The sequence below is a fragment of the Pseudomonas palmensis genome (genome assembly GCF_049942755.1).
GTDB classification, from domain to species: Bacteria; Pseudomonadota; Gammaproteobacteria; order Pseudomonadales; family Pseudomonadaceae; genus Aquipseudomonas; species Aquipseudomonas palmensis.
The window spans coordinates 590,471-614,135 of sequence record NZ_CP187958.1; the positions used below are offsets into that span (position 1 = coordinate 590,471).

A 23,665-nucleotide genomic window follows, 5' to 3' on the forward strand; every position below is an offset into this window, starting at 1 on the left:
AAAACGAGGAACTTTATCGGACGCCCTGACAGGCCAACATCTGCGCCTGTTTTCGAGCTATCTGAAGAGAACAATGTCTTGCTTTGAGCACAGCGCATAAGTTTTTTTTCGCATATCGGTTATGAGAAATACTTCTTAGGTTGGCCGTTAAATGTTCTTAGCTCTGTTGTTACAAGCCTGAAACGGTTTGACCTCCATTTTTCGTCATTTTTTTGGCGATTGAGAGACCACAAGAAATCAGGGAGATGTCATCCATGCGCGTTTTGACCCCCATCAGCAGCGCGATTCTGTTCGCCATGATCTGTGCCAACGCGCAGGCCATGTCCTTGTCACAAGCCGTGCAGAGCGCCGTGGACTACCACCCGGAGAACAAGGCCGGGATCAATAGCCGGCTGTCCGCCGACGAGGATGTGAAGGTGGCCAGAGGGGGCTACTTTCCCACCGTCGACCTGGTGGCCGGCTACGGACGCGAACGTTCAGACAACACCAACACCCGCGGCTTCAACGCCGACGGCAGCCGCAATCACAACAAGGAAACCCTGAACTACACCCAGTCCGAACTGCGCCTGCGCCAGATGCTGTTCGACGGCTTCAATACCGCCAATGAAGTGGGCCGCACCGAGGCCGTGGTCAATTCACGCGCCTACTACGTGCAGGCCACCTCCGAGACCATCGCCCTGCGCGCCATCGAGGTGTACCTGGAAGTGCTCAAGCGCCGCGAGCTGGTGACCCTGGCCAAGAACAACCTGCAGGCACACCTGCGCGTCAACGACCAGATCGGCCTGCGCAGCGAGCGCGGCGTGGGCAGCAATGCCGACCTCGACCAGTCCACCGCACGCCGGGCGCTGGCCGACAATAACCTGTACACCGCCCAGGTCGACCTGGCCGATGCCGAAGCCAACTTCATCAGCGTGGTCGGGCGTGCCCCCGACGAGCTGGAAACCCCGGTGTCGATCAAGGGCGAGATGCCCGGCGACCTGACCCAGGCGCGCCAGGCCATGTTGCAGAACAACCCCTACCTCAAGTCGGCCCAGGCCGACATCCAGGCCGCCGAGCAACAGTACGAAGTGGCCAAGTCGCCGTTCTACCCGCGCCTGGATGCAGAGCTCGCCACCGGCGCCAACAACAACATCGCCGGTGAACCCGGGCATGCCAACAGCGATTGGCGAGCCGGCGTGGTAATGAGCTACAACCTGTTCAAGGGCGGCAGCGACAAGGCCCGCCTGCAGTCGGATGCGCACAAGATCAACCAGGCTATGGACATCCGCAACAACGCCTTGCGCACCCTCAACGAAAACCTCGCGCTGTCGTGGAACGCCATGACCAACGCGCGCCTGCAAACCCCGACTGCACGCGAATACGCCGACACCACCACCCGTGTGCGCGCCGCCTACCAGGATCAGTTCGGCCTGGGCCAACGCACCCTGCTCGACCTGCTCGACAGCGAGAACGAGCTGTACAACGCCAACCGTCGCTACACCGAAGTGCGCTACACCGAGGAGTTCTCGATGTACCGGGTGCTGGCCAACATGGGCGAGTTGCTGAGCAAACAGAAGATCTCGCTGCCACCGGAGGCCATTGCACGCAGCGAAGTCAGAAGCGACGCCACGCTGCCAGACCTGCGTTGAACACGTTCGACCGCCCGAGGAGCCGCCCATGACCAGCATGCAGCCGGCCGGCACCGCCGACCCGCGCCAGAGCTTCGATGACCCGTTGCTCGACGGGCTGCTGATACTGTGCAAGCTGCACGGCGCTGCGGTCAGTCGCAGCAGCCTGTGTGCCGGCCTGCCGCTGGCCGAACAACGCATGAGCCTCGACCTGCTGCCGCGCGCAGCGGCCCGGGCCGGCCTGCAGGCACGGGTACTGCGCCGCGAGCTGGGCGCGATCTCGGCGCTCAACCTGCCGGTGCTGCTGTTGCTTGCCGATGGCCGCAGCGCCGTGCTGCGGCGCTGGGGCGAGAACGACCAAGCCCTGATACTGCCCAGTGAAGCCGAAGGCGGCGAGCAGTGGGTCAGCCGCCAGGAGCTGGCCGACGTCTACAGCGGCCAGGCCCTGTTCGCACGCCCGCGCCACGAGGTCGAAGACCTGCGCACACCGCTGCTGCCCAGGGTCAACGCCTGGTTCCGTGACACCCTCAAGCAGTCGCGCTGGCTCTACAGCGACGCCTTGCTGGCCAGCCTGCTGATCAACCTGCTGGGCCTGATGGTGCCGCTGTTCGTGATGCAGACCTACGACCGGGTGGTGCCCAACCAGGCCACCTCCACCCTGTGGGTGCTGGTCATCGGCCTGATGCTCGGCACCCTGTTCGAGCTGGTGCTGCGCGTGGTGCGTGCGCACCTGCTGGACCAGGCCGGCAAGAAGACCGACCTGATCCTGTCGGCCACCCTGTTCGAGCGCATCACCGGCATGTCGATGAAGGCCCGCCCGGCCACCATCGGCGGCTTCGCCCAGAGCATCCACGACTTCCAGGGCCTGCGCGAATTCCTCACGGCGGTGACCCTGACCAGCGTCATCGACCTGCCCTTCGTGGTGCTGATGCTGCTGGTGATCGGCCTGCTGGGCGGCTGGCTGGTGGTGATTCCGCTGGTGGCCTTTCCGATCACCATCGCCTTTGCGCTGTTCATCCAGGCACGCCTGCGCGATACCGTGGAAAAAAGCCTGAGCCTGGGCGCGCTGCGCCAGGCGCTGCTGATCGAGACCCTGGGCGGCCTGGAAACCCTCAAGGCCTGCGGGGCCGAAAGCGAGCGCCAGCACCAGTGGGAAAGCACCCACGGCGCCCTCACCCGCCTCGACGTACAGGCGCGCAACCTTTCGGCACTGGCCACCAACGGCACCCTGTTCATCCAGCAGCTGTGCGGCATGGCCACCATCGTCGCCGGGGTGTACAGCATCATTGCCGGCAACCTCAGCGTGGGTGCCCTGGTGGCCAGCTACATGCTCGGCAGCCGCGTGCTCGCACCATTGGGCCAGATCGCCGGGCTGATCACCCGCTACCAGCAGGCCCAGCTGACCATGCACAGCACCGACGCGCTGATGGCCCTGCCCCAGGAACGCCCTGCCGGCCAGCAGACCCTGGAGCGCACCCAGTTGCACGGCGCGCTGCAGGTCAGCCAGGTGACCTTCCGCTACAACGGGCAGAACGCCGCAGCGCTGGACAACGTGAGCTTCACGGTCAAGCCGGGCGAGCGCATCGGCATCATCGGTCGCAGCGGCTCGGGCAAGAGCACCCTGGCACGCCTGCTGATGGGCTTCTACGAACCCGAAGAGGGGCAGATCCTGCTCGACAACCTCGACCTGCGCCAGCTCGACATCGCCGACCTGCGCCAGCAGCTCGGCTACGTGGCCCATGACCTGCCGCTGCTGGCCGGCAGCCTGCGCGACAACCTGACCCTGGGCGCACGCTACGTCAGCGATGCGCGCATGCTCGAAGTGGCCGAGATGACCGGCGTGAGCGAACTGGCCCGCCAGCACCCGCAAGGCTTCGAACGGCCGGTGGGCGAGCGCGGCATGCTGCTCTCCGGCGGCCAGCGCCAGACCGTGCTGCTGGCCCGCGCGATGCTGCTGGAACCGCCGATCCTGATCCTCGACGAGCCCACCAGCCATATGGACAACAGCAGCGAAGACCAGCTGCGCCAGCGCCTGCACGGCTGGGTGCAGGGCAAGACCCTGCTGCTGGTCACCCACCGCACCTCTATGCTCAGCCTGGTCGACCGCCTGGTGGTGCTGGACAACGGCAAGGTGGTGGCCGACGGGCCCAAGGACGCGGTCATCGATGCACTGCGCAAGGGCCGTGTCGGCTCTGCACTCTGAGGGGTATTAGCATGTCTGCATTGTCCGGCCTGGGCGATTACATCCGCAGCTTCGGCAAGACTGCCGAACGCGAGTACATGCCAGACCTGGCCGGCGCGACGCTGCAGGACTCGCCCCGCCTGTCGCGTATCACCGTGTGGCTTGCGGCAGGCTTGCTGCTGGTGGCACTGGTGTGGGCCAAATTCGCGGTGCTCGATGAAGTCACCATGGGCGAAGGCAAGGCCATCCCGTCGAGCAAGGTGCAGGTGATCCAGAACCTGGAGGGCGGCATCGTCACCGAGATCTTCGTGCGCGAGGGGCAGATGGTAAACAAGGGCGACACCCTGCTGCGCCTGGACGACACGCGCTTTCTGTCGAACAAGGGCGAAAGCGAAGCCGACCGCTATGCCCTGACCGCGCAGGTCGAGCGCCTGTCCGCCGAGGCCGAGGGCCGCCCCTTCCAGCTTTCGGAGGTGGTACGCAGCAAGGCCCCGCAGGTGGCCGAGGACGAACTGTCGCTGTACCAGTCGCGCCAGCGCCGCCTCACCAGCGAGAAACAGACGCTCAACGAGCAACTGCGGCAGAAAACCCAGGAGCTGGCCGAGTTTCGCTCCAAACTGGAGCAGTACCGCTCGGGCCTGGCATTGCTGCAGCAAGAGCTGAACATGTCCACGCCGCTGGTGGGCACCGGCGCGATTTCGCCGGTGGAGATCCTGCGCCTCAAGCGCAGCGCGGTGGAGGCTCGCGGCTCGCTGAACGCCACCAGCCTGGCGATTCCGCGGGCCGAAGCGGCGGCGGCGGAGATCCGCAGCAAGATCGAGGAATCCGAGGCAGGCTTTCGCTCGGAGGCGGCCAAGGAACTCAACGACAAGCGCACCGAGCTTTCGAAGATCACCGCCACCAGCATCGCCATCGACGACCGCGTCACCCGCACCACCGTGGTGTCGCCGGTGCACGGCATCATCAAGCTGCTCAAGGTCAACACCATTGGCGGTGTGGTGCAGCCGGGCAGCGACCTGCTGGAGATCGTGCCGCTGGAAGACAACCTGCTGATCGAGGCCAAGGTGCGCCCACAGGACGTGGCCTTTCTGCACCCCGGGCAGACCGCGATGGTCAAGTTCAGTGCGTACGACTACACGATCTATGGTGGCCTGAAGGCCAAGCTGGAACTGATCGGCGCCGACACGGTGACGGACGACAAGGGCAACGCGTTCTACCTGATCCAGGTGCGCACCGACAAGAACCACCTGGGGGGGGACAACAAACCGTTGCTGATCATCCCGGGCATGACCGCCACGGTGGACATCATCACCGGGCACAAGAGCGTGCTGGATTACCTGCTCAAGCCGGTGCTCAAGGCACGCACCGAGGCGTTGCGCGAGCGCTAGCGCCCATCAACGCAGGTGGTTGCGCTCGTAGGTCTGTTGCCCCATCGCCGCAATCTGCCCCTCGATCAGGGCATCGAACGGCCGCAGCAGCGCATCGAACAGCGCCGGCGCCTCCAGCACGTTCAATGCCTGCGCCACTGCCTCGATGGTCGACAAGGCGCCCTCCCCGGGTGCCTTGCGCAACCGATAGCGCGACGGCTGCAACGCCCCCAGCGTGACCCGTGGCAACGTTGCCAGCAAAGGGTTCACATGCAGCAACTTGCGCGCCTTGCGCCAGGTGCCGTCGGGCACCACCAGCAACCACGGTCGCTCATCGCCAGCATAAGCCTGCAGCGCCTGCGCGCCCTCACCCGGGAACAACAGGCCGGTGCGATACCCCGGCTGCGTCAGCCACTGCTCGAGATCCTCGAACACCTCGCCCACCCGCAACTCGGCATTGCACAGGCCCAGCGCCGCCAGCCTGGCGGTGTTCAAGGCATGGTTCACTTCGCTGGGATGCTGCAGCAGCAGTACACGGGTGCGGCTGTCCAGGCGGGGGATCAACGCGCAAAGGCAATGGGTTTGTGGGCGCAAGCAGCGCTCGCAGTGAATTCTGGACATCGGGTTCTCCTGGGGCGCGAAGTGTGCCACAGCAGGCCCGCGAAATACCTCACCGCCCTGGGTCAAACGCGCGGATTCAGCGATTGAAGCGTTCGGCCAGGCTGTACAGGTAGTCGGCCATGCGCTGCAGGTCCTGGCTGATCTCGGCGCCCTGCTTGGCCTGCCCGGCGCTGTGGTCGCACAGCTGGGCGATGCGCGTGATCTGCTGGTTGATGTCTTCGGCCACATGGCTCTGCTGTTCCGACGCCGTGGCCATCTGCTGGCTCATGCCGGTGATGCGGCTGACCGCCTGGCTGATGCCCACCAGCGCGGTCTGCACGGCCTCGACACTGTGCACGCTGTCACGCGAGATCTGCTCGCCGCGGCTGGCACTGCTCACCGCCCGCTCGGCCCCGGCACGCAGGCTGGCGATGATCTGGTGGATTTCCTCGGTCGAGACCCGCGTGCGCTGCGCCAGCGACCGCACCTCGTCGGCCACCACCGCAAAACCGCGGCCCTGCTCGCCGGCCCGCGCCGCCTCGATGGCGGCATTGAGCGCCAGCAGGTTGGTCTGCTCGGCGATCGAGGTGATCACATCCACCACGCTGCCGATGGACTGGGTTTGCCCGGCCAGTTCGTTCACCGCCTGGCCGATCTCGGTCACCGCATCGGCCATGCTGCCCATTGCCTGCAGGCTTCGTTGTGCCAGGTCGCTGCCCTGGCGGGCCAACTGGTCGGCATCGGACGCCGCCGTGGCGGTGTCCTGCACGTTGTGGGTGACCTGCTGGATGGTTGCCGCCATCTGCGCAATGGCGGCCGCCGACTGGTCGGTCTCGCAGCGCTGGCGGTCGAGCATCTGCGCCTGGGCCCCGGACAGGTCGCTCGATTGCGTGGCCCGTGCCTTGACCCCGACGCCGGCGTCCACCAGCCGCGTGAGCGCGGTCTGCAGGCGCGCTTCCTCGCTGATGATCGCCAGGTCCAACTGCCCCTGCAGGCCCCGGTTGTCACTGTAGGTCAGCGCTACCAGCGGGCTGGTGAAGGCCCTGGGGTGCTCGGCCAGGGTACGCCGGATCATCCGGTCGTGATGGGCCTCGATCAGGTACCAGGCACTGAGCAGGCTGGCCATCAGCACGCCCAGCGCCGCGTACTGGGGCAGCCACAGGTAGCCGGCGGCCGACAGCAGCGCCGCCCCTACCAGCGGCCAGCCCAGCTCCAGTTGCACCGCTGCACGCGCGGCCCAGGACATGGCGCCCCGGCCCTGGCGCAAGCGTGCATACAACGCCGTGGCTCGACGGATCTGGTCCGGGGTGGGCACCGAGCGCACCGACTCGTAGCCACTGATACGGCCATCCTCGTAGATGGCCGTCACGTAGGCACTGACCCAGTAGAAATCGCCGTTCTTCGCGCGGTTCTTGACCACCCCCATCCAGGGCTTGCCTTGCTTGAGGGTGTCCCACATGTGCCCGAACACCGCGGGCGGCATGTCCGGGTGGCGTACAAGGTTATGGGGCTGGCCCACCAGTTCGTCGTAAGTAAAACCGCTGATACTGACGAAGGCGTCGTTGCAGTAGGTGATGCGACTGTTGAGGTCGGTGGTGGATATCAGGCGCTGATCGCTCGGGAAGGTTCTTTCATGCTCAGTGACGGGCAGATTCGTACGCATCTCGGCGATCCCTGCTTGGAAGATGTTGGGAATTTTCAACAAGCAAGAACAGGTTTAGCAGAGCATTTACGGGCTTGTAGGGCTTGTCTGAAGGATTTTTCTTCTATTTGCGCAAAAGATTTTCATGCGCATCCGATCAGGCCGGCGTGAGCTGCGCCTTGAGGCGGTCGCGAAAGGTCTGGATCAAGGGTTCGCGGCTGCGGCCCCGGCGAATGATCAGCGAGAACGGCGCCTGATAGCCGAAGGTCGCCGGCGACAGCACCCGCAGGTCGCCCTTGTCCACCCAGGCCTGGGCATAGTGTTCAGGCAGGTAGCCGATGTAAGCCCCCGACAGTACCAGGATCAGCTGTGCCTCCATGCTCTCGACCGTGGCGGCGCTGTGCTTGAAGCCGTGGCGGGCCAGTTCGGCCTGGCTCCAGTAGCCTCGACCGACCATGCGCTGCTGGGTGATCACCTGTTCGGGAATGCGCCGCTCGGTGAACAGCGAATGCCGGTTGCTGCAGTACAGCCAATGCTGCTCGCGGTACAACGGCTGATACACCAGCCCGCTCATGCGCGTGGAGAAAGCGCCGATGGCCAGGTCCAGGCGGTTGTCCTGCACCCCCAGTTGCAGTTCGTAGGGGCTGGACACCGACAGGTGCAGGTGCACGGCCGGGTGTTCGAGGCTATAGGCACCGATGGCGTCGGCCAGCGGCAATGCGCGATCGCCGACCGTGGAGTCGATCACCCCCAGGTTCAGGGTGCCGCGCAGCTCGCCCTTGAGCGCCGCCGCGTACTGCTCGAAACCGTCCATTTCGGCCAGCAGGCGCAGGGTCTCCTGATGGAACAGTTCGCCCTTGCTGGTGAGGCTGAAGCCGCCGCGCCCACGGTGGCACAGCACGATACCCAGCGCCGACTCCAGCTGGCTCATGTAGGTACTGATGGCGGACGTGGACAGGTTCAGCTCGCGCTGGGCATTGGCGAAGCCCTGGTGGCGTACCACGCTGACGAAGATGCGCAGCAATTTCAGATCAGGCAGGGCCGAGGCCATGGCAAGGGCTCCAACAGGGCAACGAATACGCGCCAGTCTACCCGCTGATCGCCATTAGTTCATGAAAACCTGAAGTAAGTATTTGCCTGTAGCGATTCTCTTGGCGCACTACCTTTTGCAGACTCTGCGCCAATGCACCTGTCCTCGCGCATTGCTGCACCTGTTCGCAGGGTGGCCGGACAGGTTCCAACAACTAGAACAATCCAAACCGTGAGGCCCGACCGTGGACAAGATTCTTCACCAACCACTGGGCGGCAACGAAATGCCGCGTTTCGGCGGCATCGCCACCATGCTGCGTCTTCCCCACCTGCCCAGCGCCGCCGGCCTGGACGCTGCCTTCATCGGCATCCCGCTGGACATCGGCACCTCGCTGCGTTCCGGCACCCGCTTCGGCCCGCGCCAGATCCGTGCCGAATCCGTGATGATCCGCCCGTACAACATGGCCACCGGCGCCGCCCCGTTCGACTCGCTGTCGGTCGCCGACATCGGCGACGTGGCAATCAACACCTTCAACCTCCTCGACGCGGTGCGCATCATCGAAGAGGCCTACGACGAGATCCTCGAGCACGACGTGATCCCCATGACCCTGGGCGGCGACCACACCATCACCCTGCCGATCCTGCGCGCGATCCACAAGAAGCACGGCAAGGTCGGGCTGGTGCACATCGATGCCCATGCCGATGTCAACGATCACATGTTCGGCGAGAAGATCGCCCACGGCACCACCTTCCGTCGCGCCGTCGAAGAAGGCCTGCTGGACTGCGACCGCGTGGTGCAGATCGGCCTGCGCGCCCAGGGCTACACCGCCGAAGACTTCAACTGGAGCCGCAAGCAGGGCTTTCGCGTGGTGCAGGCCGAGGAGTGCTGGCACAAGTCGCTGGAGCCACTGATGGCCGAAGTGCGTGAAAAGGTCGGTGGTGGTCCGGTTTACCTGAGCTTCGACATCGACGGCATCGATCCGGCCTGGGCACCGGGCACCGGCACCCCGGAAATCGGTGGCCTGACCACCATCCAGGCGATGGAGATCATCCGTGGCTGCCAGGGGCTGGACCTGATCGGTTGCGATCTGGTGGAGGTCTCGCCGCCCTACGACACCACCGGCAACACCTCGTTGCTCGGCGCCAACCTGTTGTACGAAATGCTGTGTGTTCTGCCTGGCGTAGCGCATCGCTAACGGCCATCGGCCTGGAGTTTCACCCCCGGATGGAGCCTTTCGGCGGGCCGTACACGCGGCCCGCTTGCGGATGAATGACGCCTGGCGCACGCCACCGGCGATCGATCTCACCATAATAAAGATAATCGGAGACACCCCATGGCCTTGGACATATTCGTTGTACTGATATACGCCGCCGGCATGCTGGTACTGGGCTGGTTCGGCATGCGCCGCGCGAAGACCCACGAAGACTACCTGGTGGCCGGGCGCAATCTGGGCCCAAGCCTGTATATGGGCACCATGGCCGCCACCGTGCTGGGCGGCGCCTCTACCGTCGGCACCGTGAAGCTGGGCTATGTGCACGGCATTTCCGGCTTCTGGCTGTGCGCCGCGCTGGGCCTGGGCATCATTGCCCTGAACCTGTTCCTGGCCAAGCCGCTGCTGCGCCTGCGCATCTTCACCGTGACCCAGGTGCTGGAAAAGCGCTACAACCCCATGGCCCGCCAGGCCAGCGCCGTGATCATGCTGGCCTACGCCCTGATGATCGCCGTGACCTCTACCCTGGCCATCGGCACCGTGCTGCAGGTGCTGTTCGACCTGCCGTTCTGGGGCGCCATCCTGCTCGGTGGTGGCGTGGTAGTGGTCTACTCGACCATTGGCGGCATGTGGTCGCTGACCCTGACCGACATTGTGCAGTTCGTGATCAAGACCGTGGGCCTGATGTTCATCCTGCTGCCGATCTGCCTGTACCGGGTGGGCGGCTGGGACGAACTGGTGGCCAAGCTGCCGGCTGCCAGCTTCAACCTGACCACCATTGGTTGGGACACCATCATCACCTACTTCCTGATCTACTTCTTCGGCATCCTGATCGGCCAGGACATCTGGCAGCGCGTGTTCACTGCCCGTGACGAAAAAGTCGCCCAGCGGGCCGGTACCACGGCCGGTGTGTACTGCGTGATCTACGGCCTGGTGTGTGCCCTGATCGGCATGTGTGCGCATGTGCTGCTGCCTGACCTGGGCAATGCCAACAATGCGTTTGCGGCGATCGTGAAGTCAGCGTTGCCCGACGGCATCCGTGGGCTGGTGATTGCCGCGGCCCTGGCGGCGATGATGTCCACCGCCAGTGCCGGCTTGCTGGCTGCCTCCACGGTGCTGACCGAAGACCTGCTGCCCAAGCTGCGTGGCGGCAAGCAGTCGAGCCTTGGCATCAACCGGTTGTTTACCTTGCTTACGGGTATTGCGGTGCTGGGGATCGCGCTGGTGGTAGTGGATGTGATCAGTGCATTGACCCTGGCGTACAACCTGCTGGTGGGCGGCATGCTGGTGCCGTTGATCGGGGCAATCTACTGGAAGCGTGCAACCACGTCCGGGGCAATCACCAGCATGGGGCTGGGGTTCGTGACGGCGCTGGTGTTCATGTTCAAGGATGGGATGGATGCCAATACGCCGATCTACTACAGCCTGGCGATCGGGTTGGTGAGTTTTGTGGTGGTGAGTTTGATGTCGCGTCGGCCGATGGGCGCGGTGAATCTGGCATAGGACGCCCCGCCCGGGTAGCGGGGCGGAGGGTCATGGACGACCTGTAGGAGCGGGCCTTGCCCCGCGAAGGCAGCAACACGCCTGCGTCAGCAATAGGCTCTGTAACATCGGCAAGCGCAGGCCTATCCAGCATGGATGCAGCCAGCAAGGGCCCCTTCCGCTCTTACAGCGGCTTACTTTTTTCTTGGAAAAAGTAAGCAAAACCGCTCCCGTCCATCATCCGGCCCTACGCTTCGCTACGGGTCCCCTCATTCCACCCACGCTCCGTGGGGCCACGCCGAACGGGCATCCCTGCCCGTCGGCGCTTTACAGGCCATCCATGGCCCTCCACCCCACTACGCGCAGGTTCCATTCGGCCTCCTGGGGACGGGAAGATCAAGATCAAGATCAAGATCAAGATCAAAAGCCAAAGCCAAAGCCAAAGCCAAAGCCAAAGCCTTTCAGAGATTTCGTGGGAATGGGGACGACTGAAAAATCGCAAAAGAATACCGACGCATTGCGCAATGCGTCGGTTTCAGCAGCACGCTAGCGCCGAGGTTGGCGTTTGCGTTGCTCCTCATCGGTAGGGATCGGTACAGGCTGCATGGGTGGCGGGACAAGCCCCAGTGCCACAGCCAGGTCGTGGAGCCAGTTGAACAGATCGTTTCTCATAACTCCCCCTCACGGGTCATCTGCGCGCGAAGTACGGCGGCGGCGCTACAAACTCATCATAGCCCCATGTGCAGCATCACGCCCGGGTAAAAACTTCTCTATTGATTTCAGTCAGGCACGCAGGGCCACCTCGGCATCATCGCTCACCTGCCCCTTCACCGCTTCCTGCACCGCTATCCAGGCACTCAGGTTGGCCCCGCACATGCCCTTGCGCCACATCAGCCAGGTGGTGGTCTGGTCGAACGGCGACTGCAACGGGTGCACCGTGACCCGTTCACGGCCCGGCAGGCTTTCAAGCATCGAGGTCGCCATCAACGCCACACCCGCCCCGGCGATCACGCAGGCAAGCATGCTGGGATACGATTCGATTTCCATCACCCGCCCCATCGCCGCACGATCATGGGCGTACCAGGCCTCCAGCCGCATGCGGTACGAGCATCCCTGGCGAAACGTGAACACCGCACGCCCAGCCACGTCCCGGGCACTGTGCACCGGCGGGTGGTCGGCCTCGGTGAGCAGCACCAGGGTCTCCTCGCACAAGGGCACCCCGTCGAGCCCGGCCAGGGCCAGCGGTCCATCCACCAGCGCCGCGTCGAGACGCCCGCTGAGCAGCCCTTCGAGCAATTCGCCGCTGGGGGCGGTCTGCACCTGCAGGTTCACCGCCGGGTAAGCTCGGTGATAGCGCGCCAGCAGCTCAGGCAGATGAATGGCCGCTGAACTGTACATGCTGCCCAGCACGAAATTCCCCGCCGGCTCGCCCCCCTGAACCGCCGCAAAGGCTTCGTCATGCAACGTCAGCATGCGTGCGCTGTAGTCCAGCAGCACCTTGCCAGCCGGCGACAGCTGCAGGCGCTGGCGCTCGCGCCGAAACAGCTCCACACCCAGTTGCTCTTCCAGCTGGCGCAGGCGCGTGGACAGGTTGGAGGGCACGCGGTGCAGGCGCTCGGCCGCGCGGGTGATCGACCCCTCTTCGGCGACCGCCTGAAAGATGCGCAGTTGACTCAGCTCCACGGTAATTCTCCAAAGCAGAACAAGTTCCTCATCATTATTCAATTTTTATGAAAGTCAACCCGCAGTAGCCTGACGGTCAACGCTCATCGCACAGGAACCCGACCATGTCCTCGACAATGCGCCTGCTGGCCAGCTTCGTTGCCCTGATGATGGCCATGGGCATCGGCCGATTCGCCCTCACCCCGCAACTGCCGCACCTGATCAGCGAAGGCCAGATCAGCCTGACCGCCGCCGGGCTGGTAGCCGCCGCCAATTACCTGGGCTACCTGCTCGGCGCCCTCGACGCGATGTTCGCGCACCGCCCCGCCCAGGTGCGCAGGCGCCTGCTGGCCGGGTTGTGGCTGTGTGTGCTGCTGACCCTGGCCTCGTTCTGGGCCCACGGGTTCTGGCCGCATATGGCGCTGCGCCTGGGCATCGGCATCGCCAGTGCGTGGGTGGTGGTGACGCTCACCGGCATGACTCAGCACCTGGCCGCTCAAAGCCGGCAACCGCGTCTTGGCGCATTGGTGTTCGCCGGCCCTGGCATGGGTATCCTGCTCACGGGGATGCTGGCACTGGGCGCCAATCTGCAGGGGCTGGGTTCGGCACCGCTGTGGCTGATCTACGCCACCGTGGCGCTGCTGATGCTGCTGGTGATCCAGCCCGCGCTGCCACACCCGCAACCAGTGCCCGCGCACAAGGCCACCGCGCAGGGTGCGACACCCGGCATCGGACGGCTGGGGCTGATCTATGCACTGTACGGGGTGGGATACATCATTCCGGCCACTTTCATGTCGCAGATGGCCAGCGCACGTTTTCACGGCCAGTGGCTGGCCGACCTGTTCTGGCCGGCCTTCGGCCTGGCTGCCGCCATGGGTGTGGTGCTGGTCAGCCTGCGCCGCCCGCACCACGGCAGCACGGCGCGCTGGCTGATGGCAACGTTGTGGCTGCAGGCCGCCGGGGTACTGGCCTGCCTGCTGGGCAGCGGCGCCGGCCTGGCGCTGGGTGTACTGCTGTGCGGCACGCCGTTTCTGGCCTGCATGCAGTTGGTGATGCAGCGCTCGCGCGAACTGGCCCCCCACGCCACCCACCGCAATGCCGGCCTGCTGACCACCTGCTTCGCCCTCGGCCAACTCAGCGGCCCGCTGCTGGCGGCGTTGAGCAATCAGTTCAGCGCCAGCCTGCAACCGGCGCTGGTAGTGGCCGCCAGCGGCCTGATCATCGCCGGGGCCCTGCTGTTGCGCCCGGCTACTGGCCGAGCAGGCGCCGCAGACGCCTGCGTACCCACTGCTCGGCACTGACCAGGGTAATGCCCAGCAACACGCAGACGGCGCCCAGGATGAAGTTCAGGCTCAACGGCTCGCCCAGCAGCAACACGCCGAACGTCACCCCGAACAACGGGGTGATGAACGAGAACACCGCCAGGTTGGACGCCAGGTAGCGACGCAGCAGCCAGAACCAGGTCAGGTAGCTGAAGAACGACACCACCACCGCCTGGAACAGCACGCTGCTGATCGATGTGGCGGTCAGCGTCACATGGCCGACCTGCCCGGTCAGCACCGCGATCAGCAGCAGGCCGACGAAGCCGACCATCAGCTGGTAGAACAGGGTCAGGGTAGCCGGTGCCTCCGACAGGCGCGAAGCCCGCACCACGACGGTGGTCGCGCCCCAGGCCATGCCGGCCATCACGCCCATCGCATCGCCCAGCAGCATGCGCCCATCGAGGTTGTCCAGCGACAGTCCGCCGGCAAAGGCCACGGCAATACCGGCGAACGCCAGCAGGATGCCGAGCCACTGCAGCGGGCGCAGGCGCTCGCTGGGCAGCATGAAGTGCAGCCCCAACGCAGTGAACACCGGCGCGGTGTAGAGGAACACCGACATGTGCGCCGCGGACGTCAGTTGCAGCCCTTCGGCGATCAGCAGAAACTCCAGGCCGAACAGCGAACCGGCCAGCAGACCGCCCTTCCAGGTGGTGCCCAGCTGTTCCCAGCCACCCCGCCAGCACATCAACAACGCGACCATCAGTGCCGAGATGCCCGAGCGCGCGGCGGCCTGCATCACCGGTGCGATGTCCGGCGCGGCCCACTTGATCATGACCTGCTGGATGCCCCAGATCAGGCACAGGCCCAGCATGACCTGCAGAGCGAAGGTGTCGGTATTCTTACGAAGGGCGCTCAAGGGCGACCCCCATTATCGCGGCACGGCATGGCAGGCTCTCGGCAATAGTGGATCCAGCGCCGATTATCAGGGCCTGCTGCCAGCGATTACCAGCCCGATCAGGCGATTTGTGCCTTTGACGCCACTTCGTCGAAGGTCGCCTCATCCAGTGCATCAGCCTGCTCGTTCAACACCTGGCGCGGATGATCATTGCCCGGGATTGCGCTGTCGATAAGGCTGAGCAGGCGCGAGCCTCGTTGGGTAAGGACGAAGTTCTCGCCATTGCCCCCTTCCTCTTCAGGGCGCGTCTCGATAAAGCCGCGCTCGAACAGCAGCTTCTCGTATTCGCAGGCCTTGGTCTTCAGATGATCAAGCTCCGGCACTGCATCGCCTTTGGCAGCCAGGCCGGCAGCATGCTGCTCGGCATACGGGCGCGGGGTAAAGCTGTGGCCGGCGCCGTTCTGCACTTCGTGCAGCAGGCGCTCCATCAGGTCCCAGTCATAGGTAGTGCTCATCGGTCCAACCTCCAGCAAGGGGATGTAAGGGTGTGACAGGCGCGCGCGGCAGCGGTTCGACTGAACTTTCCGGCCGGCACAGCCCTCCACCGAACACCTTCGCCCGTAATGGAACACGAGGTCCGACCATGAAAACGCTGATGAGCATCACCGCTGCCGCTGCCCTTCTATTTGCCGTGCCCACCTGGGCCTGCACGCTGGAAGAGGCCACGCAGAAACGCGAGGAGCTGGCCAAGGAGGTCAGCAAACTGACGGAGCAGAACCCGCAGAAGGCCAAGGAGATCAATGAAGAATTGCAGGGGATGAAGCTGGGAACCGAGAGCAAGGACCTGCCGGACAAATGCCAGCTGATCGACAAGCGCATGCAGGAACTGAAGGCGGCAGAGAAGAAAGTCTGAATCGAGGATGACGCGTTCGCTGGCAAGACAGCTCCTGTAGGAGCCGGCCTTGCCGGCGAATAGGCCCTGCAACCTTACTCGGCAGCCGGGGCCGGCTTGCGCTTCTTCAGCGGTGCCATGCCGTCCTGGCTCACCAGGGAGGGAGCATTGGGCTTGGGCTTGGCGGTCGGCTTGCGTTTGGCCACCACCTTCTTGTCGGTCTTCTTGTCGGTCTTTTTCTTCTTGACCCCGGCGGCCTTGCCCGACGCCTTGACCTTCTTCGGCCCGGTATAGGTGCCTTTGACTTCCTTGATGGTGCGGCGCTCGAAGCTCTGCTTGAGGTAGCGCTCGATGCTCGACATCAGGTTCCAGTCACCATGGCAGATCAGCGACACTGCCAGACCTTCGTTGCCGGCGCGCCCGGTACGACCGATACGGTGGACATATTCGTCGCCGCTGCGCGGCATGTCGAAGTTGATCACCAGGTCCAGGCCGTCCACGTCCAGGCCACGGGCCGCGACGTCGGTCGCCACCAGCACCTTGGCGCCGCCCTGCTTGAGGCGCTCGATGGCCAGCTTGCGGTCCTTCTGGTCCTTGTCGCCGTGCAGCACGAATGCCTTGATGTCCTTGGCAACCAGGTGACCGTAGATACGGTCGGCCATCACCCGGGTATTGGTGAAGATGATTGCCTTCTGGTAGGTCTCGTTGGCCAGCAGCCACTGCACGATCTGTTCTTTGTGCTGGTTGTGGTCGGCGGTGATGATCTGCTGGCGGGTGCCGTCGTTGAGCTGGCTGACGGTGTTGAGCATCAGGTGCTCGGGGTCTTTGAGTACCTTGCCGATCATGTCGCGCAGGCCGGCACCGCCAGTGGTAGCCGAGAACAGCAGGGTCTGCTCGCGGTTCGCGCACTCGTTGCACAGACGCTCGACGTCTTCGGAAAAGCCCATGTCGAGCATGCGGTCGGCTTCGTCAAGCACCACCGCCTGCACATGTTCAAGGTGCAGGTTGCCGGCATTGAGGTGTTCGAGCATGCGCCCCGGGGTGCCGACCAGGATGTCCGGCACCTTGCGCAGCATGGCGGCCTGTTCCTTGAAGTCTTCACCACCGGTGATCATGCCGGCCTTGATGTAGGTGAACTGGGCGAAACGCTCGATTTCCTTGAGGGTCTGCTGGGCCAGCTCGCGGGTCGGCAGCAGCACCAGGGCACGGATCTCGACACGGCTCTGCTTCAGGTCCACCAGGCGGTTGAGCACGGGCAGCATGAAGGCGGCGGTCTTGCCGCTACCGGTTTTCGCCGTCACCCGCAGGTCACGCCCTTGCAGCGCCAGGGGGATGGCCGCCGCCTGCACAGGCGTGGGCTCGACAAAGTTCAGTGCGGCCACGGCTTTGAGCAGGCGTTCGTGCAGGGCGAATTGGGAAAACACGGGTGTACCTCGGGCAAGTGCAGAAATTCAGCCATATAGGGTAACGTTTTCCGGCGCTCACGCCGAATTTCTTTTGGCATTGTCACGACTTTCCGCGTTCTAATTGCACTTCCACTCTTTTTGCGGACACCTTTACTAAGGCATGGATATTCAATTGTTCTGGCAAAACGCCCTGGATCTGTGGGGCACCCTCGATCAGCACCCGCTGCTGCACGCCGGCCTGGGCCTGGCGGTACTGCTGCTGGCCGCCCTGGTACTGGGGCGTGTGGCACGCTTCATGATCCTGCACGCCGTCCGGCTGCTGAGCCGCCAGCCGGCCCTGCACTGGCTCAACGACCTTCTGCACAACAAGGTATTCCAGCGCCTGGCGCAGATGGTGCCCTCGCTGGTGGTGCAGTTCGGCCTCAAGCTGGTGCCGGAGCTCAGCGCCACCAGCCAGCATTTTCTGGGCAACGTGGCGCTGGCGTTCACCATCCTGTTCCTGGTGCTGGCCATCAGTGCACTGCTCGATGCCCTGCTCGATATCTATGCCCGCACCGAACATGCGCGTACCCGTTCGATCAAGGGCTATGTGCAACTGGCCAAGATGGTGCTGTTCGTGTTCGGCGCGATCATCATCGTCGCCACCCTGATCGACCGCTCGCCGTTGTTGCTGCTGTCGGGCCTGGGTGCGATGTCGGCGGTGATCCTGCTGGTGTACAAGGACACCCTGCTGTCGTTCGTGGCCAGCGTGCAACTGACCAGCAACGACATGCTGCGCGTCGGCGACTGGATCGAGATGCCCCAGGTGGGCGCCGACGGCGACGTGGTGGACATCACCCTGCACACGGTCAAGGTGCAGAACTTCGACAAGACCATTGTCTCGATCCCCACCTGGCGCTTGATGTCCGAATCGTTCAAGAACTGGCGTGGCATGCAGCAGGCCGGCGGTCGGCGCATCAAACGCAGCCTGTTCATCGATGCTGGCGGCGTGCGCTTTCTGACCGATGAAGAGGAGCAACGCCTGGGCAAGGTGCGCCTGCTCACCGACTACATGACCCGCAAGCGTAGCGAACTGCAGGCCTGGAACGAAGCCCAGGGCCCTGTGGCAGCGCTGTCGGCCAACCGCCGGCGCATGACCAACATCGGCACCTTCCGCGCCTATGCCCTGGCGTACCTGAAAAGCCACCCGGACATCCAGCCGAACATGACCTGCATGGTGCGTCAGATGCAGACCACCGCCCAGGGCGTGCCCCTGGAAATCTACTGCTTCACCCGTACCACCGCCTGGGCCGATTATGAACGTATCCAGGGCGATATCTTCGACTACCTGCTGGCCGTGATGCCCGAGTTCGGTCTGGGCCTGTACCAGCAACCCAGCGGCAGCGACCTGCGCGCCGGGCTGCTACCGGCCGGTGCCGTTCGCGAGCAACGGGCGTTGAGCACCGAGTCGGCTGAGCCATAGCGAGGCCAGTATCACCGCACCACCGATGAACAGCCGGCCCAGCGGCTCGTGCTGGTTCCAGATCAGCAGGTTGAGCATCAGCCCGACCGGCACATGCAGGTTGTTCATCACCGCCAGGGTGCCGCCTGAAACCAGGCAGGCGCCCTTGTTCCACCAGTACAGCCCCAGCGCCGTCGGGCACAATCCCAGAAACAGCAGCACCAGCCACTGCACGTCGGTGCTGGGCAGATGTTGCGCGTTGCCGAACAGCAGGAAGGCCGGCAGCACCACCAGCAGGGCGCCCAGGTAGAAGTAGCCGAAGCGTCGGTAGTGCGGCAGGTCACTGGGGTAACGGGCAACCAGGTGCTTGTACAGCACCTGACCGGCGGCATAGGTGAAGTTGGCCAGTTGCAGCAGCACAAAGCCCATGAAGAAGTCCGGGCTGATGCGGTCGAAGCGAATCACCGCTGCGCCCCCCACCGCCACCAGTGCGGCCACCAGTGCCCACGGGTTGAAGCGCCGGTTCAGGGCATCCTCGATCAGGGTCACGTGCAAGGGTGTAAGAATGGTGAACAGCAGCACTTCGGGCACGCTCAGCACACGAAAGCTCAAATACAGGCACACATAGGTGATGCCGAACTGCAACGCGCCGATCAGCAGCATGGCCCGCATGAAGCGCGGCTCGACCTTGCGCCAGCGGGTCAACGGCAAAAACACCAGGCCGGCCAGCAGTACCCGCGCCAGCACCGCGAAGTAGCTGTCGACATGCCCGGCCAGGTATTCGCCGATCAGGCTGAAGGAAAACGCCTGGATCAGCGCGACGATCAATAAGTACCCCATGTATGCCCCCTGATATGCAGGCGGCGACCTTAGCGGTTGACCAACGGGCCGGCAACCGCTTTTGAAAGGCCTGCACTCAAGGTGCCAGCAGGCTCAACGGGTCTGATCGGCCGTGATGAACTGGAAGCGTGCGGGGGTGGCGCCAGAGGGCAAGGTCACCGCGATGATCGGCACCAGGATGCCCGTCTGGCTGAAGAAGTCCCGCTGATCCGCCTGCGCCCCCGCCCTTCCGCTCGCGCTCCCGCCAATATAGAAGAAGGCTTCCATCGGCAATTGCCGACCGATGTTCTGCGGCCACAGGGCCATGCGCACTTCGTTCTGGATGCCGCCAAGGTTGGCGCCGGGCAGGTTTCTGGCACGCAGGCTCTGATAGAACGCGATGGCGCCTTCTTTGTTGAGTTCATCGCGAACATTGAAGCCGCACTGGCGTGCATTGATCCGGTTGGCGTTGTAATGCGCCAGCCATTGTTCGGCTGTACCGATGCCCTGCGCCCTGCACTCGCGACTCACCGTGGGATAACCGACATTCTGCCCGCACCCCTGCGATTCTCGCCTGTTGGAATCGGCGTCCACAGGAAACGAGCACAACACACGGGGCTTGTATTGATTGTTGGCGTACAAGATAGGCACGAAGATGAAGCCGTTAGTGTACCCATAGGCCAACCGACTGAACGCAGAGTCGGCGCGCAGGTAGGAGAACGACACGCCCGAGGCGGTGGGGTTCGGGTTCCACGAATGAAACGCCGGGCTGTTCTGCGTAGCGCGCATGAGGATGCCGCTGCACAGAAAGGCCGGCGCGCTGGAGGCGTTACAGTTCTGCCGGGTGTCGCGGTAACGTTCCTGCAGGTGGCGGGCAACCGTGGCTCCGGAAACAGCCGCCGTACCTGCACGGGACTGCAACGCAGCGGCCTGGACCGCTGGCGGCACCGAGCTTGCCTGCGCAACCTCGTCATTGGCAGGCTGCACCGGCGCCCGGCTGGCGCAGGCTGTCATCAGGCTGATCAACAGCAACAGTGTGAACGTGTTCAACATGGTGCCTCCCTGCGCTCGCGCCGGCTTTGAACCCTTGCTTGCGGGTCACGCCTTGCTTGGCGGGCGTTTCGCAGGTTTTCCAGGCACTTTCGCAGGTGCTTCTGACGCCTTCGCAGGTTTTTTCACCGGCACTTTCGCAGGGACCTCAGGCGCCTCCTCAGATGCCGGGGGCACCTCCAGGCTCGGGATATAAAGCAGCCTGGAAAATTGGTAGTCCGAGCCCGTAACCGCTTCAAGCGCATAATTGAGCCACACTGGCTGGCCTCTGTTCTGCTGAAACCAGCTCAGTGGAATTTCAAACTGGGCTTTACCACCCTCCATGGATTTCCACCCCAGGTCCTCATGCCCTGTCATGGTGAAACCTCTTAGACGAACCTTGTGTGAACGGTGCCATTTGGGATATGTAACCGTGGCCACGCGAGAACCGCGCTCAAGTGTTGGCCGGTCCAATGGATCGAAACTTTGGACTTGCACCGTATAGTAACGACTCTGCGAAACCACCCATGCTCCGCCATTCCTGCTCAGCGCGAAATTTACCTGTGCCGTTTGACCGGAACTGCTGTACATCAGCGCTTTTGGACAAGAAGAGTACAGCGCTTGCGGCGGGTTTTTGATGACCTGCACGGGCAAATCGAAGATGATACCGGAAGGTTCAACAATTCTTACCCTGACCCTGTCACCGGCGTACATACCGGCTGATATGAGCGTCCTGACTGACAAAAAATCCGTATTGCTGCCGCAGTTGAAGATCCCCCTTATCAGGAAATACCTTCTTGACGGGTCTTGGGGGTAATCGGGATGTGGAATCGAACAGTCGATCGTCGGGGCATCCCAGGCATATAGCTTGGACTCAATTTTAGCAGGCATAGGTACGCATCCTTATATCCGCGAGGCAAGTTACAGACTTTCACTGCGGAAAGTCTGTCCGTCACCTGTATATAAACAGCTAGGCATTCAAGCGCGCACCTGACAAAACTGTCAGTTCTCTATAAACAATCAACCTGGCAATGACAAGTTTTATAACCACCCACAAAAAAGCCCGGTCAAACCAGTGTCTGACCGGGCAGGTACACCCAAAGGAGCAAAGGTGTCAGGCGGGGGGAAAATCGGTACGGCTCAAGCTACCGCAGCCAGCAGCGCCTTGGCCTGGTTCAGGCCTTTTTCGTGGAAGTCGCCGCCCATGTTCAGGCCCTCGGCGTGAATGAACGTCACCTCGTGAATGCCGATGAAGGCCATCACCTGGCGCAGGTAGGGCTCCTGATGGTCGCTACCGGCCCCGGCGTGGATACCGCCGCGGGCCGTCAGCACATAGGCGCGCTTGCCGGTCAGCAAGCCCTGCGGGCCGGTCGGGGTGTATTTGAAGGTGACGCCGGCACGCAGCACATGGTCGAGCCAGGCCTTCAGCGTACTGGGGATGGTGAAGTTGTACATCGGCGCCGCCAGCACCAGTACATCGGCGGCCAGCACTTCGTCGGTCAGTTCGTTGGAACGTGCCAGTGCCTGCACTTCTTCGGCGCTGCGCTGGGCTTCGGGCTTCATCCAGCCACCCAGCAGATGGCTGTCCAGGTGGGGTACCGGGTTCAATGCCAGGTCGCGCACGCTGATCTGGTCGGCCGGGTTGGCCGCCTGCCACTGGCTGATGAAATCACGGGTCAGCTGACGAGACACGGAGTCCTGCAGGCGGGCGCTGCTTTCGATGATCAGTACGCGGGACATGGGTTGCCTCCATCGGCAAGTTCGCTAAGTCGATGGAGGCAAGATTAGAGATTGACCTATCGATAAAAAAGCGTAAAAACTGGGTTAAATCTATCAGTTAACCTGTTTTATTGCGGTTTGCAGTCCAGCGCGATGCGCAGCTTGAGGATTTCGCGGTTGAATTTGGCCGTCACGTCGACGCTCTTTTTCGCCGGTACCTGTATGCGCCGTACCCTGGGGGCCTCCGGGCCGTTGCGGAAGGTGACCTTGCACGTCGCTGCCACATCGCCGTAGTTGTTCAGGCTGATCGAGCCGATGTCACGGTCGGTGTCGTAGGTGGTGTAGTCAAGCTTCACCCCGTCGGTGTTCTTGGTCACGTCGATGGGGTAGGCCAGGGCCGTCAGCGGCAGCAGGGCCAGCAGTGCAACACAGATTTTCTTCATAACGGCGCTCTCCATGAAAGTGCGCCAGCTTAGGACAACAGGAGCCGAAGATGAAAGCGCCGCGCGTTACCCTGGATCAGTGGCGGACTCTGCAGGCGGTGGTCGACCACGGCGGCTTTGCCCAGGCCGCCGAAGCCCTGCACCGCTCCCAATCGTCGGTGAGCTATACCGTGGCCCGCATGCAGGACCAGCTCGGCGTGCCGTTGCTGCGCATCGACGGGCGCAAGGCGGTGCTCACCGATGCCGGCAGCGTGCTGCTGCGCCGCTCGCGCCAGTTGGTCAAGCAGGCCAGCCAACTCGAAGACCTCGCCCATCACATGGAGCAGGGTTGGGAAGCCGAGGTGCGCCTGGTGGTCGATGCCGCCTACCCCAATGCCCGACTGGTACGTGCCCTGAGTGCGTTCATGCCGCAAAGTCGCGGCTGCCGGGTGCGCCTGCGCGAGGAGGTGCTGTCAGGGGTCGAGGAAGTGCTGCACGAAGGGGTGGCGGACCTTGCCATCAGCGGCTTCAGCATCCCCGGCTACCTGGGCACCGAATTGAGCGCGGTGGAGTTCGTGGCCGTTGCACACCCCGAGCACAGCCTGCACCGCCTGGGCCGCGAGCTCAGTTTCCAGGACCTGGAGAGCCAGTTGCAGGTGGTGATCCGCGACTCTGGCCGGGCACAACCGCGGGATGTGGGCTGGCTGGGCGCCGAACAGCGCTGGACGGTCGGCAGCCTGGCCACCGCCGCCACCTTCGTCAGCAGCGGCCTGGGCTTTGCCTGGCTGCCACGCCACCTGATCGAGCGCGAACTGCGCGAAGGCGTGCTCAAGCCACTGCCGCTGGACCAGGGTGGCAGCCGTCACCCGCTGTTCTACCTTTACTCGAACAAGGACAAACCCCTGGGCCCGGCCACGCAGATCCTCATCGAGTTGCTGCGCAACTTCGACACTGCGCCGCTGGACGTGCCCTTCGCCGCCCCCGCCCAAGCCTGACAG

21 protein-coding genes and 2 pseudogenes are annotated in these 23,665 nt (G+C 63.7%); 9 read left to right on the forward strand and 14 right to left on the reverse strand.

Annotation, left to right across the window (positions count from 1 at the left end; translation table 11 throughout):
• Positions 1-254 precede the first annotated feature (254 nt).
• Genes ACPRTJ_RS02655 through ACPRTJ_RS02665 form a run of 3 tightly spaced genes read left to right on the forward strand, consistent with a single transcriptional unit; the run spans position 255 to position 5,177 of the window.
• Positions 255-1,628 (forward strand): TolC family outer membrane protein, encoded by a 1,374-nt coding sequence (locus tag ACPRTJ_RS02655; protein ID WP_043864130.1) that lies wholly within the window; start codon positions 255-257, stop codon positions 1,626-1,628.
• A 28-nt stretch (positions 1,629-1,656) separates the two neighbouring features.
• On the forward strand, positions 1,657-3,810 hold the full coding sequence (locus ACPRTJ_RS02660) for a type I secretion system permease/ATPase (RefSeq protein WP_043864131.1): 2,154 nt from the start codon (positions 1,657-1,659) through the stop codon (positions 3,808-3,810).
• Positions 3,811-3,821: 11 nt separating this feature from the next.
• Positions 3,822-5,177, forward strand: a complete 1,356-nt coding sequence (locus ACPRTJ_RS02665) for an HlyD family type I secretion periplasmic adaptor subunit (RefSeq protein WP_043864132.1) — start codon at positions 3,822-3,824, stop codon at positions 5,175-5,177.
• Positions 5,178-5,183: 6 nt separating this feature from the next.
• Here the strand turns inward: ACPRTJ_RS02665 and ACPRTJ_RS02670 are convergent, their stop codons facing one another.
• The 4 genes and pseudogenes from ACPRTJ_RS02670 to ACPRTJ_RS02685 all read right to left on the reverse strand — a co-directional run bounded on the left by ACPRTJ_RS02670 (position 5,184) and on the right by ACPRTJ_RS02685 (position 8,449).
• Positions 5,184-5,777 (reverse strand): tRNA-uridine aminocarboxypropyltransferase, encoded by a 594-nt coding sequence (locus ACPRTJ_RS02670; RefSeq protein WP_426427980.1) that lies wholly within the window; start codon positions 5,775-5,777, stop codon positions 5,184-5,186.
• 76 nt (positions 5,778-5,853) lie between these two features.
• Positions 5,854-6,351 (reverse strand): annotated as a pseudogene (locus ACPRTJ_RS02675) (methyl-accepting chemotaxis protein); the annotation flags it as partial.
• A gap of 786 nt (positions 6,352-7,137) precedes the next feature.
• Positions 7,138-7,419 (reverse strand): annotated as a pseudogene (locus ACPRTJ_RS02680) (PAS domain-containing protein); the annotation flags it as partial.
• A 136-nt stretch (positions 7,420-7,555) separates the two neighbouring features.
• Positions 7,556-8,449: a LysR family transcriptional regulator gene (locus ACPRTJ_RS02685; protein ID WP_043864135.1), complete on the reverse strand. Its 894-nt coding sequence runs from the start codon at positions 8,447-8,449 to the stop codon at positions 7,556-7,558.
• Between the two features lie 223 nt (positions 8,450-8,672).
• On the opposite strand from ACPRTJ_RS02685, the gene speB reads away from it, so the two are divergent.
• A complete protein-coding gene (gene speB, locus ACPRTJ_RS02690) occupies positions 8,673-9,623 on the forward strand; it encodes an agmatinase (RefSeq protein ID WP_043864136.1) in 951 nt (316 codons plus the stop codon).
• 138 nt (positions 9,624-9,761) lie between these two features.
• Entirely contained in the window at positions 9,762-11,141 is a 1,380-nt protein-coding gene (locus tag ACPRTJ_RS02695; protein ID WP_426427983.1) for a sodium:solute symporter, read from the forward strand.
• Positions 11,142-11,666: 525 nt separating this feature from the next.
• Here the strand turns inward: ACPRTJ_RS02695 and ACPRTJ_RS02700 are convergent.
• Together ACPRTJ_RS02700 and ptrR are read right to left on the reverse strand one after the other, a co-directional pair.
• Complete coding sequence (locus ACPRTJ_RS02700) at positions 11,667-11,792, reverse strand: PA1414 family protein (RefSeq protein ID WP_286900691.1); 126 nt, start codon at positions 11,790-11,792, stop codon at positions 11,667-11,669.
• 111 nt (positions 11,793-11,903) lie between these two features.
• On the reverse strand, positions 11,904-12,803 hold the full coding sequence (gene ptrR / locus ACPRTJ_RS02705; RefSeq protein ID WP_426427985.1) for a putrescine utilization regulator PtrR: 900 nt from the start codon (positions 12,801-12,803) through the stop codon (positions 11,904-11,906).
• Positions 12,804-12,907: 104 nt separating this feature from the next.
• Between ptrR and ACPRTJ_RS02710 the strand changes: the two genes are divergently transcribed.
• Complete coding sequence (locus ACPRTJ_RS02710; protein WP_426427986.1) at positions 12,908-14,083, forward strand: MFS transporter; 1,176 nt, start codon at positions 12,908-12,910, stop codon at positions 14,081-14,083.
• Here the strand turns inward: ACPRTJ_RS02710 and ACPRTJ_RS02715 are convergent.
• Complete coding sequence (locus ACPRTJ_RS02715) at positions 14,031-14,915, reverse strand: DMT family transporter (protein ID WP_370409175.1); 885 nt, start codon at positions 14,913-14,915, stop codon at positions 14,031-14,033. The two genes, ACPRTJ_RS02710 and ACPRTJ_RS02715, sit on opposite strands and share 53 nt — an antisense overlap.
• A gap of 143 nt (positions 14,916-15,058) precedes the next feature.
• Complete coding sequence (locus ACPRTJ_RS02720; protein ID WP_043864142.1) at positions 15,059-15,454, reverse strand: hypothetical protein; 396 nt, start codon at positions 15,452-15,454, stop codon at positions 15,059-15,061.
• Positions 15,455-15,582: 128 nt separating this feature from the next.
• On the opposite strand from ACPRTJ_RS02720, the gene ACPRTJ_RS02725 reads away from it, so the two are divergent.
• Positions 15,583-15,852 (forward strand): hypothetical protein, encoded by a 270-nt coding sequence (locus tag ACPRTJ_RS02725; RefSeq protein ID WP_043864143.1) that lies wholly within the window; start codon positions 15,583-15,585, stop codon positions 15,850-15,852.
• A gap of 74 nt (positions 15,853-15,926) precedes the next feature.
• Here ACPRTJ_RS02725 and ACPRTJ_RS02730 read toward each other — a convergent pair whose 3' ends face one another.
• Positions 15,927-17,255 carry a DEAD/DEAH box helicase gene (locus tag ACPRTJ_RS02730; RefSeq protein ID WP_043864144.1) on the reverse strand — a complete coding sequence of 443 codons (1,329 nt, stop codon included), beginning with the start codon at positions 17,253-17,255 and terminating at the stop codon, positions 15,927-15,929.
• Positions 17,256-17,397: 142 nt separating this feature from the next.
• Between ACPRTJ_RS02730 and ACPRTJ_RS02735 the strand changes: the two genes are divergently transcribed.
• Complete coding sequence (locus ACPRTJ_RS02735) at positions 17,398-18,699, forward strand: mechanosensitive ion channel family protein (protein WP_043864145.1); 1,302 nt, start codon at positions 17,398-17,400, stop codon at positions 18,697-18,699.
• Here the strand turns inward: ACPRTJ_RS02735 and ACPRTJ_RS02740 are convergent.
• The 5 genes from ACPRTJ_RS02740 to ACPRTJ_RS02760 all read right to left on the reverse strand — a co-directional run bounded on the left by ACPRTJ_RS02740 (position 18,640) and on the right by ACPRTJ_RS02760 (position 22,688).
• Positions 18,640-19,518, reverse strand: coding sequence for a carboxylate/amino acid/amine transporter (locus tag ACPRTJ_RS02740; RefSeq protein ID WP_104572196.1), 879 nt, complete (start codon positions 19,516-19,518; stop codon positions 18,640-18,642). The two genes, ACPRTJ_RS02735 and ACPRTJ_RS02740, sit on opposite strands and share 60 nt — an antisense overlap.
• Positions 19,519-19,611: 93 nt before the next feature.
• Positions 19,612-20,550 carry a hypothetical protein gene (locus ACPRTJ_RS02745; protein WP_426427989.1) on the reverse strand — a complete coding sequence of 313 codons (939 nt, stop codon included), beginning with the start codon at positions 20,548-20,550 and terminating at the stop codon, positions 19,612-19,614.
• A gap of 45 nt (positions 20,551-20,595) precedes the next feature.
• The gene (locus tag ACPRTJ_RS02750) at positions 20,596-21,417 is read right to left on the reverse strand and encodes a hypothetical protein (RefSeq protein ID WP_426427991.1); all 822 of its coding nucleotides are present in this window, start codon (positions 21,415-21,417) and stop codon (positions 20,596-20,598) included.
• A gap of 249 nt (positions 21,418-21,666) precedes the next feature.
• Positions 21,667-22,266: an FMN-dependent NADH-azoreductase gene (locus tag ACPRTJ_RS02755; protein ID WP_054914940.1), complete on the reverse strand. Its 600-nt coding sequence runs from the start codon at positions 22,264-22,266 to the stop codon at positions 21,667-21,669.
• 107 nt (positions 22,267-22,373) lie between these two features.
• Positions 22,374-22,688 carry a hypothetical protein gene (locus ACPRTJ_RS02760; RefSeq protein ID WP_043864149.1) on the reverse strand — a complete coding sequence of 105 codons (315 nt, stop codon included), beginning with the start codon at positions 22,686-22,688 and terminating at the stop codon, positions 22,374-22,376.
• A 50-nt stretch (positions 22,689-22,738) separates the two neighbouring features.
• On the opposite strand from ACPRTJ_RS02760, the gene ACPRTJ_RS02765 reads away from it, so the two are divergent.
• Positions 22,739-23,662 (forward strand): LysR family transcriptional regulator, encoded by a 924-nt coding sequence (locus ACPRTJ_RS02765; protein ID WP_043864150.1) that lies wholly within the window; start codon positions 22,739-22,741, stop codon positions 23,660-23,662.
• The last annotated feature ends 3 nt before the right edge of the window (positions 23,663-23,665 follow it).